Below are 13,897 nucleotides of genomic sequence, written 5' to 3'. Positions count from 1 at the left end.
CCAGCCGACGTTCAGCGCCGCATGCAGCGCTATTTACCGCGCTGGCGCCGACGTGAGCCAAAAAAGGTAAGCGGTTAACAACAGGCAAAAAAAAAACCCACGCATCCGCGTGGGTTGGTGCAATAAACAGGGTGGATTATCCTTGCGGATGCCGCTGCCTGGAGCAGCGCGTTTTCGCACCTATCAATACCTCTGGGACTGCTATCGTCGCACTCTGCGGCGCGACAAAACAGCGCGAAAACGCAACGGAATTCGGGGAAATGAAACCAGGTATGAATAAGTTCCATACCCGGTTACAGATTGATTTTACTAAGATTTATCTGAAGGATTACTGTAGATGGCGTCCGGCGCAATATTCATATGCTTCAGCACCGGCCCCATAATGTTGCCGAAAATCGGGGCGGCGACCGAGCCACCGAAGTGATCGCCAGCGGTAGGATGGTTAATCATGACCACCAGCGCCACCTCTGGATGGCTGGCGGGGGCGATACCGGCCGTGTAGTTGATATAGCCGCCGTCATATTTTCCGCTGCTGCCCATCTTTTCCGCGGTACCGGTTTTGGTCGCCAGCCGGTAGCCCGGCACCGCCGCTTTGATACCGGTACCGCCTGGCAGCACGTCGCTCTCCAGCATATGCACCACCTCCTTGACCGTTTCCGGATTCGCCACCTGCCTGCCGAGCACCGGCGGCGTCACGCGAGTAATCGACAGCGGACGGTAGATGCCGTACGAGCCCAGCGTCGCATATTCGCGCGCAATCTGCAGCGGCGTGACGCGCAGACCATAGCCGAAGGAGAAGGTGGCGCGCTCGATATCGGCCCAGCGCTGGCGGTGCGCCGGGAAGTAGCCGACGCTCTCGCCGGTCAGCCCCAGACCAGTGGGTTTACCCAGGCCAAACGCCTGATAGGTATTAACCAGCGCTTCGGCAGGCATTGCCAGCGCAATATGGGAAACGCCGATGTCGCTCGACTTTTGCAGAATGCCGGTCATGGTCAGGCGCGGCCAGTGGCCGACGTCGCGGATCAGGTGGCCGTTGACGCTGTACGGCGTGGTATCAATCACTGAATCAGGGCGGACCAGATGACGCTCCAGCCCTTCCATGACCACCAGTGGCTTCACCGTCGAACCCGGCTCATAGCTGTCGTTAATCGCCGTATTGCGCATTTGCGCCGGCGTGGCGCCATCATAATTGTTTGGGTTAAAGGAGGGATAAGAGGCCATACCGAGAATTTCGCCGGTATCGATTTTGACCAGCACCGCCGCGCCGGAGTCCGCCTTGTTGCGCAGCACGCCGTCGCGCAGCTGGCTGTAGAGCGTGTACTGATCGAACTTGTCGATGCTGAGCTGTACCGTCGGCGGCTGGGTCGGCGGCGTATAGCTCAGCATGGAAATAATATTGCCCGCGGCGTCCTGACGATAAACCTCTTTGCCCGGCGTCCCCTGCAGCACCTTGTCATAGCCTTTTTCCAGCCCGTTCAGGCCGACATTGTCCGCGCCGACGATGCCGATCAGCGGCGCCGCCGCCTCGCTCATCGGGTAGAAGCGGCTGTCGTCATAGACTTCGCTGATGCCCTTCAGGTGCAGCTCGGCGATATCTTTGGCAATGCCGAGCTCAATCTTGCGCCCCAGATAGAGAAAGCGGCGTTTGGGATTGGCGGTAATCTGCGCGGCAATTTGTTCCGGGCGCATATTCAGCGCCGAGGCCAGGTAGGCCCACTTAGCGCTCAGGAAATCAGGGTTCGCCTCCAGCACGCGCATCGGGTCAGCAATAACGTCGCGCGACGGCACCGAAAGCGCCAGCGCTTCGCCGTTGCGATCCAGCAGCGTGCCGCGGTTGGTTGGCAGCGTCACGGTGCGCAGCGAGCGCTGATCCGCCTCATGCTCCAGCATCGGCTGATTCAGAAACTGCAGATCAGCGATACGCGCCATCAGTATCACCATGCAGGTCAGCACGCCAAGGCAAATCAGGCGAAAGCGAAACGGGTTAAACGGGGCTTTGATCTGGTCTTTTCCCAGTAGTTTTTTTATCCGGGGCATAGCTGTCCGCTGCAAAGAAAATTAAAAAAATATCCACGCGAGCAGTTATAAAGAAAGCGCTACGCCGTTAACAGGAAAACTGTGTATCAGTTCGTAATCGGTGCGCCAGGCAAAAAAAAACCTGCGCATCTGCGCAGGTCGGTGTAATCAAGAAAATCTATTGATGTTCACCCATCAATACCTCTGGGACCATGACTGTAACAAGGCCACGAGACCGGCTGCCATCACCTAAACGCAACAGTGTCCGGCAAAATGTAACCAGCCATGTGTTTGTTAAGCGATTTTGCAAACCGCATGTTTTTTGATGTCCACCAGGCAGCTCATGGCGTTGGGCCCCTGCGTCAGCGATGAAGTGCCGATATCCAGCGTCAGCACGTTGGGATTGCCCGCACGGTCAAACGGCTGCCACTCCGCGCCGAAGCCGGGATCGAACCAGGCGCCGGTAGCGACGATCACCACGCCCGGCGTCAGCCCGTCGGTCAGGCGCGCGCCCGCCAGCATCGCGCCGCGCGCGTTACGCACCTCAACCACCTCGCCGTCGGCAATGTCGCGCGCCGCCGCGTCCTGCGGATGCAGATAGAGCGTTTCATGGCCGGCGGTTTTGTTGCCCTGCACCGTCGGGGTGGCGTCAAGCTGGCTATGCAGTCGATCTGACGGCTGGATTGAGATCATATGCAGCGGGAACTGCTCGCTCAGCGCCGCGCCCAGCCACTCCTGAGGTTCGCGCCACTCCGGATGACCGGCGAAATCGGCCAGATCGTAGTCGGCGATGGTCTGGCTGAAGAGCTCAATCTTGCCGCTGGCGGTTTTGATCGGGTGACGCACGGGATCGGCGCGGAAATCCTCCATAAAGATGTAGGGCTTGCCGCCTTCCGGGATCTCAACGAAGCCGCGCGACCAGAACTCGGCGAACTCCGGAAAGTCGATGCCCTTGCGCGCATGCGCCGTCGCGCACTGCTGATAAAGATGTTCGATCCACTGACGCTCGTTGCGCCCCTCGGTGAACTGCTGACGATAGCCGAGGCGTTCGGCCAGATCGGCGAAAATATCGAAGTCGTTGCGCGCCTGATGCTGCGGCTTAATCGCCTGATGCATCGCCAGCACAAAACGGTCGCGCGAGGAGCCGCCGATATCGTTGCGCTCCAGCGTGGTGGTGGCGGGCAGGACGATATCCGCCATCTGCGCCGCCGGCGTCCAGACGATATCCTGCACCACCACGGTGTCCGGCTTCTGCCAGCCTTCAACCAGCCGGTTAAGCTGCTGATGATGGTGGAAAGGATTGCCGCCCGCCCAGTGCACCAGATGAATATCGGGATAGGTCAGCGTCTCGCCCTGGAAGGTGTAAGGCTGGCCGGGATTGAGCAGCATATCGCTGATGCGCGCTACCGGAATCGACAGGCCGGAAGGATTGGGGCCGGTCGCCATCAGCGGCGCCGGGCCATCCTGACGCGGGTTGCCGACGCTGTTCATCGAGCCGTGGCCGAACGAGAAGCCCGCGCCCGGCAGACCGGGCTGGCCGAGCATCGACGAGAGCGCGATCATCATCCAGTAAGGCTGCTCGCCGCGATGGGCGCGCTGCACCGAGTAGGAGCAGGTCATAAAGCTGCGCTTGCCGATCAGCTGTTCGGCCAGGCGAACGATGCGCTCCGGCGGAATACCGGTGATGCGGCTCGCCCAGCCGGCGGTTTTGGCGACGCCGTCGCTTTCGCCCAGCAGGTAAGCGCGCAGCTGCGGCCAGCCGGTGCAGTGGCTGGCGAGAAACGCCTCGTCCACCGCGTTGCGCTGGGCGATCTCATAGCCGAGCGCCAGCATCAGCGCCACGTCGGTATTGGGGCGAATCGGGATCCAGTCGGCGTTAACCCATGCCGGGCAGTCGTCGCGCATCGGGCTGATGTTGATGACCGGTGTGCCTTTGGCCGCCAGCTGCTCCAGCGCGGGTTTCAGGCTGTGCTGGCCTGCTCCGCCCGATGCCACCTGGGCGTTTTTCAGCGCCAGCCCGCCGAAGGCGACGAAAATCTCCGCATGCTCCACCACCTGCGGCCAGTCGGTAACGCGGCCGGTCAGCGGCATATAGGTGCCGATCACATAGGGCAGGAAGAACTGCGCCGCGCCCCAGCTGTAATTGCCCTGCTGATCGACGCCGCCGCCGCCCTGAAAATAGAAGCGGCGCACCAGGGTGCGCGCGTGGTTGACGCGGCCCGCCGACGACCAGCCGTAAGAACCGTTGAAAATGCCGGAGGCGCCGTAGCGCTCGCGGATGCGGCGGTTTTCCTCCGCCACCAGATCCAGCGCGGTCTCCCAGTCGACGGCGACGAAATCTTCGCGGCCGCGCAGCGTGCGGTCGCTGTTTTCGCGCGATTTCAGCCAGGAGCGGCGCACCATCGGCTGCCGAATACGTTTGTCGGAATAGACCAGCTCGGGAATGGTGTTCAGCATCGGCGACGGATCGGCGTCGGCGAAGAACGGCTCGCAGCCGATCAGACGATCGTGTTCAGTCACGGCGCTGAACGCGCCCCAGTGCGCCAGATGTGGCACTCGCTTTTTCATGGTTTCTTTTACGGCAGATAAGGGAAAAAGGCAGGATACCATGCGACCCCGCGCCGGGTTAAGCCTGGAGTTTTCCCCCTTTTTGCGACGGCGCAGACATTCTGTCAGCTTGATACAGGCCGCCTTTTCCGTAACACTGCTGCCATGTGTAAACGTTTTCCCTAAAGCAGGTCGAGGCATGGCTACGATTAAGGATGTTGCCAGACTGGCGGGTGTTTCCGTCGCGACGGTATCCCGTGTGATTAATAATTCGCCTAAAGCCAGCGAAAGCTCGCGTCAGGCCGTCAGCCAGGCGATGGAGGAGCTGCAGTATCATCCCAACGCCAACGCGCGCGCGCTGGCGCAGCAGTCGACCGAAACCTTAGGCCTGGTGGTCGGCGACGTTTCCGATCCTTTTTTCGGCGCAATGGTTAAGGCGGTTGATGAGATCGCCGGACAGACCGGCAACTTTTTGCTGATTGGTAACGGTTACCACAATGAGCAAAAAGAGCGGCAGGCGATTGAGCAGCTGATGCGCCACCGCTGCGCCGCGCTGGTGGTGCATGCGAAAAAGATCCCCGACGCCGAACTGGAGCAGCTGATGAAGCAGATGCCGGGCATGGTGCTGCTGAACCGGCTGCTGAAAGGGTTTGAACAGCGCTGTATCGCGCTCGACGACCGCTACGGCGCCTGGCTGGCAACGCGCCATCTTATCCAGCAGGGACATCAGAATATCGCCTTTATCTGCTCGACCCACCCCATTTCCGACTCCGAAGATCGCCTGCAGGGCTACTACGACGCGCTGAAAGAGCACGGTCTGCCCGCTAACGATCGGCTGGTGACCTTTGGCGAACCGGATGAAGTAGGCGGCGAGCAGGCGATGACCGAGCTGCTGGGACGCGGCCGCAGCTTTACCGCCGTGGCCTGCTATAACGATTCGATGGCGGCTGGCGCGCTGGCGGTGCTGAGCGATAACGGCGTGCGCGTGCCGGAAGAGATGTCGCTGATTGGCTTCGATGACGTGCTGGTGTCGCGCTATGTGCGCCCGCGCCTGACCACGGTGCGCTACCCCATCGTCACCATGGCGCAGCAGGCAGCGGAGCTGGCGCTGGCCCTGGCCCATGCGCAGCCGCTGCCGGAGGTGACCAATATGTTCAGCCCAACGCTGGTACGGCGCCATTCGGTGAGCGGGCCGGGTTAAAGCGCGCGCCGGTAGAGTTTGACCGGTTTATCGGGGTACTCCAGCGCCTCGCCCGCTGGCGTCCAGCCGCAGCGCTCATAATAGCCGCCGAAGGTCGACCAGAGCCACAGGCTGCGGTGGCCGCGCTGCCGCGCATAGTCAATTACATGCTGCTGCAGCGCCGCGCTCAGGCCGGTGCCGCGCGCGCTTTCATCGACGTAGAGCGCGGCGAGCCAGGGAAAGAGATCCTGGCGGCTAATCAGATCGCAGCGCCAGAAGCCCACCGTGCCCACTGCCCTGCCCGCGTCGTCGACCGCGACGAAAGTGACGGGAAACGCGGCCCCATGCAGCGAGCTCTCCACCACGCTGGCCATAAAGTCGCGCCCGTTTTCCGCATCAAAGGCGCGCCACAGCCAGTCGGTCACCTGTTCGGCGAACTGCGGCGCGTCGCGCAACGAGAGGATCCTCATCGCGCGCCTTAGCCCAGCTCAAGCGCCAGCAGTTCCTGAATAGTCTGCGCCCGGCGGATTTCACGCGGTTCGCCCTGCTCGAACAGCACTTCCGGGATGAGCGGGCGGCTGTTGTAGTTAGAGGACATGGAGACGCCGTAGGCGCCGGTATCGTGAAATACCAGATAGTCGCCCACCTGCGCCGCCGGCAGCGCGCGCGTTTCGACCTTACCGCCTTCCAGCTGGGTAAAGACGTCGCCCGACTCGCACAGCGGTCCGGCGACCACGCTATCGCGCAGGGTGTGCTCATCAATCGCGCGACCGTCGCCCGGCAGCAGCGAAATATGGTGATAGCTGCCGTACATCGAGGGACGCATCAGATCGCTAAAGCCCGCATCCACCAGCACGAAGTGGCGGCTGCCCATCGCTTTCACCGCGCGCACCTGCGACACCAGCACGCCCGCCTCGGCAACCAGGAAACGCCCCGGCTCGATCTCCAGCTTAACGGCATGGCCGAGGTGATCGGCGATACGCTGACGCGCCGCGTCCCACAGGCCGAAATAGTGCGCGGTGTCGATCGCCTCTTCGCCGAAGCGATAAGGAATAGAGAGCCCGCCGCCCGCCGAAATCGCCTCAAGGTCGTGGCCGAGCGCGATGACCTGCTCCACCATCGCGTCGCACACCTGCTGCAGGTGGCCGTAATCGACGCCGGAGCCGATATGCATATGCAGCCCGATCAGGCGCAGCCCGTAGGTTTTGATCGCCGCCAGCGCCTGCGGCAGTTCGCTGTGCCAGATGCCGTGCTTGCTGTTTTCGCCGCCGGTATTGGTTTTCTGGCTATGGCCGTGGCCGAAACCGGGGTTGATGCGCAGCCATACCGCGTGGCCTGGTGACACCTGGCCCAGCTGGTGCAGCATATCCACCGATCCGGCGTTCACCGGCACCTTGAGTTCGGCAATGCGCGCCAGCGTCGGCCGGTCGAATACGTCGGCGGTAAAGACGATATCCTCGCCGCCCGGCTGAAAGCCCGCCGCCAGCGCGCGTTCGATTTCGCCAAGGGACACGGAGTCGACTTTGACGCCCGCCGCGCGCATCAGACGCAGAATATGAATGTTTGAGCAGGCTTTCTGCGCAAAGCGCACCACGTCGAAGGCGCGCAGCTGTTCGATGCGCTGCTGAATAATCTGGGCATCATAGGCCCAGAACGGGCCGCTGTACTGCTGCGCGAGCGGCAGCAGCTGCGCGGCGTTTAGTGCGGTAGTAGGATCGGTCAAGGCGCGGGGCATAAGCATTCTCCTGTGAGTTACCCCTATTAGGCCAGACGCGTGCCATGCTGAAAAATATCTGTTTTAATAGCTTCTATTCAAAATGGATATGGCAGCGCATGGCAAAAATCAACTGGCGGCATATCGAGATTTTTCATGCGGTGATGACCAGCGGCAATCTGACGCAGGCCGCCGCGCTGTTGAACACTTCGCAGCCCACCGTCAGCCGCGAACTGGCGCGGCTGGAGAAGCAGCTGGGGTTGACGCTTTTCACCCGCGTGCGCGGTCGGCTGCAGCCCACGGTACAGGGCCTGCGGCTGTTCGAAGAGGTGCAGCGCTCCTGGTACGGGCTGGATCGCATTATGGAAGCCGCCGACGGGCTGCGCCAGTTCCGCCAGGGCGAACTGTCGGTCGCCTGCCTGCCGGTCTTTTCGCAGTCGCTGCTGCCGCCGCTGGTGCAGCCCTTTATGCAGCGCTATCCCGATGTCAGCCTGAATATTATTCCGCAGGAGTCGCCGCTGCTGGAGGAGTGGCTGTCGGCGCAGCGCTACGATCTCGGCCTGACGGAAACCCAGCATGCGCCCGCCGGCACGGAGCGGCTGCCGCTGCTGACCTGCGACGAGGTCTGCGTGCTGCCGCGGGATCACCCGCTTTGCGCGCGCGCGGTGTTAACGCCGCAGGATTTCGCCGGAGAGAACTACGTCAGCCTGTCGCGCGCCGACAGCTATCGTCAGCTGCTGGATACGCTGTTTCATGAGCAGAGCGTGGAGCGCAGGCTGGCGCTGGAGACGCACAGCGCGGCGTCGGTGTGCGCCATGGTGCGCGCGGGCGTGGGGATTTCAGTAGTGAATCCGCTGACGGCGCTCGACTATGCTGACAGCGGCGTGGTGATGCGCCGATTTAGCGTCGCGGTGCCTTTTACCGTGAGCCTGGTACGACCGCTGCACCGCCCCGCGTCGGCGCTGGTGGCGGCTTTTGTCGACCACCTGCAGGCGCAGGTGGCCGATTTTCCTCAGCGCATCGCCGAACGGCTGGCTTAAGCGCGCACTGCGGCGGCATTGCCGCCCGATTTACGGAAGGTGATCAGGCAGATAATCAGGCCAATAGCGGCCAGCGCGGCGGCGGCCACCGGCACGGCAGTCAGGCCATAACCTCGGCCGATTACCGCGCCGCCGACCCAGGCGCCCAGCGCGTTGCCGACGTTAAAGGCGGAGATGTTCAGCGTCGAGACCAGGTTCGGCGCCTCTTTGCCGTGGCGCACCACGTTTATCTGCAGGCCCGGCACGGTGGCGAACGTCGCCATCGCCCACAGAAACAGCGTCACCTCCGCCAGCCAGAGCGCATGGCTGGTCCAGCTAAACAGCAGCGAGAAGAGGGCGATCAGCGAGAAGCTTAAAATCAGGCTGAAAGAGACCTTCCAGTCCGCCAGCTTGCCGCCGAGAATATTGCCGACGGTGAGGCCCGCGCCAATCAGGAACAGCGTCCAGCTCACGCCGCGCGCGCTGATGCCGGTAACCTGCAGCAGCAGCGGCGCGATATAGCTGAACAGCGCGAACATCGCCGCGGCGAAGAACACCGTCATCAGCAGCGAAAGCCACAGTTTGCCGTTGGCCAGCGCGCTGATTTCGCTCGCCAGATGCACCGGCTTCTCTTCTTTATTAGTGGGCAGGCTGACGATCAGCGCGATAAAGGCGAGTACGCCGATAATGGCAACGCCCCAGAAGGTGGCGCGCCAGCCGAACAGCTGACCAAACCAGGTGCCGAGCGGCACGCCAAGCACGTTGGCCAGCGTCAGGCCGGTGAACATCAGCGCCACCGCAGAGGCCTGTCGGCCAGGCGCCACCAGACTTGCCGCCACCACCGCGCCAATGCCGAAAAAGGCGCCGTGGCAGAGCGCGGTTATCACGCGGGCCATCATCAGCAGGTTATAGGTGTAGGCGAGCGCGCAGAGCACGTTGCCGACAATAAAGATAATCATCAGCAGGATAAGCGTCTTTTTGCGCGGCAGCTTTGCGGTTAACAGCGCCATAATTGGCGCGCCGATGGCGACGCCCAGCGCATAGCCGCTAATCAGCCAGCCTGCTGACGGGATCGAGACCTGCAGATCGCCCGCCACCTCGGGCAAGAGCCCCATAATGACGAACTCGGTGGTTCCAATCGCAAACGCACTCAGCGCCAGCGCCAGTAAAGCAACAGGCATAACACACTCTCCCAATCGATATGCAGGTGAACGCCGCGGCGGACGCCGGGCGCGGACGGTTATAAAAATTTGAACTTCGTCACGGAGAGTATTAAATCATAGCCGTGAGCGTGCATACACCCTGCGTGCGGCAAGGAACTTTTGCCGCAGGCGCAATAATGGCGCGCCGTTCGCGTGATGGAATCTTAACAATCTTCTCCGCTTTAACGCGCTACGCTTGAGGGTAAGCGCCAGAGGCGTGGCGCGCAGGCGCGCTTTGCGTGTGGATTCAATCAGGTAAAGGAATGGTGCGCGCTGCCGATACTCCAGTTGCCCTATCTGGAAATGTGAAGCCATTCTTATGCGGGGAGAGACTATGCAGCGGCTAATCGCCCTGACGGCGCTCTGTCTCAGCGGCTGCTCCGTCGGCCACTACGAGTACAGCAGCGAAGCGCAAAAGCGCGTCGATATGACCTATACCGGCATTCCCACCGCGCTCGGTCTGGGAACACTGGGCACCACGATCCCGCTGACGGCGGAGTACAGCCTGACCGCCGCGCACGTTGCTAAATTTTCGCTCTATCGCGTCAAGGCCTGGCATCCCGAGTGCGATATCGCCGTGGTCTACCACAAAAATGCCGAAGCGAACCTGCCGCCGCGCTTTCGCAACAGCCGCATCGGCGACAGGGTGAATCTCTACGGCTATAGCTTTATTAGTGCGATGCCGGTCAGCTCCAGCGGCGAGAACCTGATTAACACCTCGCTGGCCAACAGCTGGAACAAGGCGCAGTGCGTCGTGGTGGCGGCTAACGCGGGCGTGGTAAAAGGCATGTCGGGCGGCGCGGTCTATAACGCGTCCGACGATACCCTGGCGGGCGTGATCGTCGGCTACAGCAGCCGCATTGATGATAACCAGAGCGGGAAGACGCTCTATCGCGACGTCGCGCTCTATGTGCCCTATGCCCGTTTCGGGGCCTGGCTGAACGGCGTGGTGAAGTCCTGAATATCTTCCTCGGCAGGATAAAGAGCGAGAGCATCTGGCAGCCCTCGCCCGGGGTATTGCAATCTACAGTTCGGTGATGATCAGCGTCGCGGATGCCGTAAAGCCGCCTGTTGCGATAGCGCTAGTGGCGACGGAGGGGTTTCTCAGCAGGCTAAAGATCAGGTTTTTCGATCCCGATCCGGTAACGCTCATGCTAAATGCATCGCCGTTGTTGAGCGTTGAGCCGCCCGCTTCTCTTACGCTGACGCCCAGTGCGCTGTTACTGGTGACGATTTGCGAGGTGGACCAGGAGACCGGCGTCATATTGAGCTTCAGGGAAAAGTTATGGGTGCTGGTACCGGTACAGCTTAGCTTGACGCTCACGGTTTTATCCGCCGTCGTTCCCGCCGTGGTGCCTATAGAGGCGCGTTCAATAGGATCGAAAGCGACGTTAATACTCGGCGTCGATACGCTACAGGTATCGGCTACGACGCGGTTTACCGGTGCCGAACACATGACCTGACCGGCAGGATAGGTATAGTTGATCCCCCATATTCCCCAGCCCGTGGTGCCGTTAACGGCGGTGACGCTGAAGCACAAATTTTTATATACCTTGCCGTTCCACACGTTACTGCCGCCACCATTGGCGCCGGCGCTAATGGTGCCATTCAGAATGGTGCCGGTAAGGAATTTCTTTCCCAGGTTGCCCCAGGTTTTGGGATCCCATGCGGGATAGCTAATGGTCTTCTCCCAGAAAGGCCCCACCAGTTTTGTGCAGCTGGTGTCAGAAGTGCAGTTTGCCAGGTAGAGCTGAACGCCCGAGGGTAAAAAAGGCAGGCCTACCGCGTCATGCGCCGTACTGGTCTTGGTCAGGGTGAAATTAGTGCCGGGTCCGCACTGATCGTTAGCGCCATAGCAGGTGACGCTAAAGTCATAGGCATCGCAGCCAGCGGACCACAGCCAGATAACCGTTCCGGCCAGCAACGTTTTAATAAGCTTTGAATTAAAAAACGTGGATATATTCATCATTATTTTCCTGCCAGGCGCTTTTGCATGACAATATGTTTTTAAACAGATTGAGAACATCGCTTAATGCCAGCCAGCTTATTCATAATTCAGCGTGAAGTTGGCTGTCGCGTTAAACTCGCCCTTCACGATGGCGTGATGTTGAATAGCGCTCGGCTTTCCCCTGACATAGCCTTTTAGCGTCAAATTTGTCGTGCCTGCGCTTAATGAAAAATTTGGCGTTGCGCTATTAAAGGCTAACGCGGTGCCATCCAGCGTTTCCAGCCCAATGGCAATGCCGCTGGCGGTGCCGGTTACGGCCAGCATATCGGTGAGTTCGCTGTCCGCCGTTCCGCTAAACGTCAGGCTTACCGTCTCGCCAAGGCTTAAATCGCACTCAAGCAGCCGAATAGTAAAAGGCTGGCTGTGGATTCGCTCATTGATATAAAGATATTTGTCGACAATGGTGCCGAAATCGAGCTCAACCGTTTCCGTCTCGGGATCGAGCACGCAGGGTTCGGCCACTAAATTACCGGAAAATTGCAAATTATTCGTCACGGCAACGCTACGGGACGGGCTTATCACCGCGCTTATTAACAAAACAGAACAGGCGATCGCCCTAAAATAAGCACATCTGGCTGTTGTTAACATTATTCATACTCCGCCAGCAGGGTCGCGGTCGCGCTAAATGCGCCTTCGATAAGGGGGGCGCCAGATGAAACGGGCACAGCTTCCAGCACGGGGGGGCGACTATAGTCAATTACAAAGGGCTGATTAATAACGACTGGCGTTCCATTTTGCAGGATTTCGATGCCGAGGCCGCTCACGGAGGTTTCAATAGCTCCGCTGTCATAAGCCGTCTGCGTTCCTTTAAGCGTCATATTTAAATTCACCGTTTCGTCCGGATCGTCACACTCCAGCGTATAGGGAATCGTCTGCTTATATCGCTCGCCGTCAACTTTATTAATCCCGACATTACCAAATTCAACCGCGATTACGCCGTCATTATTTATATGGCAGGGCTTTCGCTTCAGTGTGCCATGAATAACGACGCTGAGCGTATCGCCCGTCTGTTCCGCGCTGGAAAAAAAATTAACAAACAGCAGCAGCAGAACAGCGAATCCTTTTATGCTGTGCCGTACTGGACGCCTGGCGTTCATTTCTCTGCTTCCTTATTGATAGGCGACTTCGAGGGTAGCGGAGGCGTTAAACTCCTGCCCGTTGCTAAAACTGGCACCTGACTGCTTAACCAGCACAACGTCAAGCGCCGGCGGAGAAGCGGCATCAAGCGTGAACCAGGTATTAGCGCTTATCTGGCTATTGTTCTGCAGTAATTTAATGCCTAACCCGACAACATCCGTCATTAATAGCGCCGTATCGAAAGAGGCGGCACTACCGATCCATCGCATGCTGACGCTTTTGCCGTCGGCATCGCCTTCGCAGCTCAGCGTATAAGGCACCGACTCTTTGTAGTAATCGCCGCTAATTTCACTGATATAGACATCGCCAAATTCAACCTGGATTTTTTCGTTACTGCCAAACAGGCAGGACGCCGTCGCGACCACCGTTCCGCTGATATTGATAGTGACGGGGTCGAGCGCAAAAAGCGGCTTTGTGGTTAATCCCAGGCTAAGGATGAGCCAGCCTTGCACAACACGCCTTAACAGGCTCAGCCGCCATAAAAGGTGCAGCCGTGAATAAACAGGCATTTCTTTACCCTTAGTCATAATTCAGCCTGAAGTTGAGGGTGGCGTTAAAGGCGCCAGCGACCAGCGGCGCGACGGTTCGCTCTGGAAGCACATACCAGGTCAGTGCATCATGGTATGGCGCGATAAAGCGCGGTTCACTTCTGCTGCCCAGCCGGACATCCCGCATGCGGCTATCCAGCAGGCGCAGACCTATCCCCTGAGCACCGTCGACTTTCACTAAATCAGGCGACGCGGTGTCTGCCGGTGCGATAAAAGAGACCGACACCACGGGCTGACGGCTATCCCATACTGAACCCTGCGTCAGGCTATCCCGCTGCCGGCCGCCGCTCAGCAGACAGTCACGTAAAATCAGCTGGAAAGGGGTCGCCTCTCCGCGCTGGCCTACCCTGGCTAAATCACCCGTCACAATGGTACCGAGCTGAACCTGCTGGTAAGCGCTTTCCATTTCCAGCCTGCAGGCGCCCTGGGATAAGGCACCCGTCACATGCAGCGTTCCCCATTCGCCATCGACCTGACTGAAATCTTTGGCCTGAGCGTGATGAAAAGTCATTAATCCGCTCACCGC

General features: G+C 59.9%; 13 protein-coding genes. 3 read left to right on the top strand and 10 right to left on the bottom strand.

Annotated elements, in window-relative coordinates:
* Nucleotides 1-309 precede the first annotated feature (309 nt).
* Entirely contained in the window at nt 310-2,037 is a 1,728-nt protein-coding gene (locus ACR6A7_RS15375; RefSeq protein ID WP_434125850.1) for a penicillin-binding transpeptidase domain-containing protein, read from the bottom strand.
* Nucleotides 2,038-2,310: 273 nt separating this feature from the next.
* Nucleotides 2,311-4,584: a molybdopterin guanine dinucleotide-containing S/N-oxide reductase gene (locus ACR6A7_RS15370; protein ID WP_434125848.1), complete on the bottom strand. Its 2,274-nt coding sequence runs from the start codon at nt 4,582-4,584 to the stop codon at nt 2,311-2,313.
* Between the two features lie 178 nt (nt 4,585-4,762).
* On the opposite strand from ACR6A7_RS15370, the gene galR reads away from it, so the two are divergent.
* Nucleotides 4,763-5,764: an HTH-type transcriptional regulator GalR gene (galR, locus tag ACR6A7_RS15365; RefSeq protein ID WP_434125847.1), complete on the top strand. Its 1,002-nt coding sequence runs from the start codon at nt 4,763-4,765 to the stop codon at nt 5,762-5,764.
* On the opposite strand, the gene ACR6A7_RS15360 is transcribed toward galR, so the two are convergent.
* Together ACR6A7_RS15360 and lysA are read right to left on the bottom strand one after the other, a co-directional pair.
* Nucleotides 5,761-6,213: a GNAT family N-acetyltransferase gene (locus ACR6A7_RS15360; protein WP_434125845.1), complete on the bottom strand. Its 453-nt coding sequence runs from the start codon at nt 6,211-6,213 to the stop codon at nt 5,761-5,763. The genes galR and ACR6A7_RS15360 overlap by 4 nt on opposite strands.
* Nucleotides 6,214-6,221: 8 nt before the next feature.
* Nucleotides 6,222-7,478 (bottom strand): diaminopimelate decarboxylase, encoded by a 1,257-nt coding sequence (gene lysA / locus ACR6A7_RS15355; protein ID WP_434125843.1) that lies wholly within the window; start codon nt 7,476-7,478, stop codon nt 6,222-6,224.
* A 98-nt stretch (nt 7,479-7,576) separates the two neighbouring features.
* On the opposite strand from lysA, the gene ACR6A7_RS15350 reads away from it, so the two are divergent.
* Nucleotides 7,577-8,497: a LysR family transcriptional regulator gene (locus ACR6A7_RS15350; RefSeq protein ID WP_434125842.1), complete on the top strand. Its 921-nt coding sequence runs from the start codon at nt 7,577-7,579 to the stop codon at nt 8,495-8,497.
* Here ACR6A7_RS15350 and ACR6A7_RS15345 read toward each other — a convergent pair.
* On the bottom strand, nt 8,494-9,657 hold the full coding sequence (locus ACR6A7_RS15345) for an MFS transporter (RefSeq protein ID WP_434125840.1): 1,164 nt from the start codon (nt 9,655-9,657) through the stop codon (nt 8,494-8,496). The two genes, ACR6A7_RS15350 and ACR6A7_RS15345, sit on opposite strands and share 4 nt — an antisense overlap.
* A gap of 355 nt (nt 9,658-10,012) precedes the next feature.
* On the opposite strand from ACR6A7_RS15345, the gene ACR6A7_RS15340 reads away from it, so the two are divergent.
* A complete protein-coding gene (locus ACR6A7_RS15340; protein ID WP_434125838.1) occupies nt 10,013-10,639 on the top strand; it encodes a serine protease in 627 nt (208 codons plus the stop codon).
* 63 nt (nt 10,640-10,702) lie between these two features.
* Here the strand turns inward: ACR6A7_RS15340 and ACR6A7_RS15335 are convergent, their stop codons facing one another.
* The 5 genes from ACR6A7_RS15335 to ACR6A7_RS15315 form a co-directional block, all read right to left on the bottom strand.
* Nucleotides 10,703-11,644, bottom strand: a complete 942-nt coding sequence (locus tag ACR6A7_RS15335; protein ID WP_434125837.1) for a fimbrial protein — start codon at nt 11,642-11,644, stop codon at nt 10,703-10,705.
* Between the two features lie 78 nt (nt 11,645-11,722).
* Entirely contained in the window at nt 11,723-12,274 is a 552-nt protein-coding gene (locus tag ACR6A7_RS15330) for a fimbrial protein (protein ID WP_434125835.1), read from the bottom strand.
* A complete protein-coding gene (locus tag ACR6A7_RS15325; RefSeq protein ID WP_434125834.1) occupies nt 12,274-12,783 on the bottom strand; it encodes a fimbrial protein in 510 nt (169 codons plus the stop codon). Before ACR6A7_RS15325 ends, ACR6A7_RS15330 begins: the two co-directional genes overlap by 1 nt.
* Before the next feature lie 12 nt (nt 12,784-12,795).
* Complete coding sequence (locus ACR6A7_RS15320) at nt 12,796-13,350, bottom strand: fimbrial protein (protein ID WP_434125832.1); 555 nt, start codon at nt 13,348-13,350, stop codon at nt 12,796-12,798.
* Nucleotides 13,343-13,882: a fimbrial protein gene (locus ACR6A7_RS15315; RefSeq protein WP_434125831.1), complete on the bottom strand. Its 540-nt coding sequence runs from the start codon at nt 13,880-13,882 to the stop codon at nt 13,343-13,345. The genes ACR6A7_RS15320 and ACR6A7_RS15315 overlap by 8 nt, the downstream gene beginning before the upstream one ends.
* Between the last annotated feature and the right edge of the window lie 15 nt (nt 13,883-13,897).

Source organism: Pantoea phyllosphaerae, from assembly GCF_051025595.1.
Taxonomy (GTDB): Bacteria; Pseudomonadota; Gammaproteobacteria; order Enterobacterales; family Enterobacteriaceae; genus Pantoea.
The sequence above is the reverse complement of the archived record's forward strand: the minus strand, read 5'-3'. Positions and strand labels throughout refer to the sequence as shown.

Bases quoted from the DNA above. Each gene is read 5' to 3' on its own strand.
- ACR6A7_RS15375 (WP_434125850.1), bottom strand. From the start codon at position 2,037: ATGCCCCGGATAAAAAAACTACTGGGAAAAGACCAGATCAAAGCCCCG.
- ACR6A7_RS15370 (WP_434125848.1), bottom strand. From the start codon at position 4,584: ATGAAAAAGCGAGTGCCACATCTGGCGCACTGGGGCGCGTTCAGCGCC.
- galR (WP_434125847.1), top strand. From the start codon at position 4,763: ATGGCTACGATTAAGGATGTTGCCAGACTGGCGGGTGTTTCCGTCGCG.
- ACR6A7_RS15360 (WP_434125845.1), bottom strand. From the start codon at position 6,213: ATGAGGATCCTCTCGTTGCGCGACGCGCCGCAGTTCGCCGAACAGGTG.
- lysA (WP_434125843.1), bottom strand. From the start codon at position 7,478: ATGCCCCGCGCCTTGACCGATCCTACTACCGCACTAAACGCCGCGCAG.
- ACR6A7_RS15350 (WP_434125842.1), top strand. From the start codon at position 7,577: ATGGCAAAAATCAACTGGCGGCATATCGAGATTTTTCATGCGGTGATG.
- ACR6A7_RS15345 (WP_434125840.1), bottom strand. From the start codon at position 9,657: ATGCCTGTTGCTTTACTGGCGCTGGCGCTGAGTGCGTTTGCGATTGGA.
- ACR6A7_RS15340 (WP_434125838.1), top strand. From the start codon at position 10,013: ATGCAGCGGCTAATCGCCCTGACGGCGCTCTGTCTCAGCGGCTGCTCC.
- ACR6A7_RS15335 (WP_434125837.1), bottom strand. From the start codon at position 11,644: ATGAATATATCCACGTTTTTTAATTCAAAGCTTATTAAAACGTTGCTG.
- ACR6A7_RS15330 (WP_434125835.1), bottom strand. From the start codon at position 12,274: ATGTTAACAACAGCCAGATGTGCTTATTTTAGGGCGATCGCCTGTTCT.
- ACR6A7_RS15325 (WP_434125834.1), bottom strand. From the start codon at position 12,783: ATGAACGCCAGGCGTCCAGTACGGCACAGCATAAAAGGATTCGCTGTT.
- ACR6A7_RS15320 (WP_434125832.1), bottom strand. From the start codon at position 13,350: ATGACTAAGGGTAAAGAAATGCCTGTTTATTCACGGCTGCACCTTTTA.
- ACR6A7_RS15315 (WP_434125831.1), bottom strand. From the start codon at position 13,882: ATGACTTTTCATCACGCTCAGGCCAAAGATTTCAGTCAGGTCGATGGC.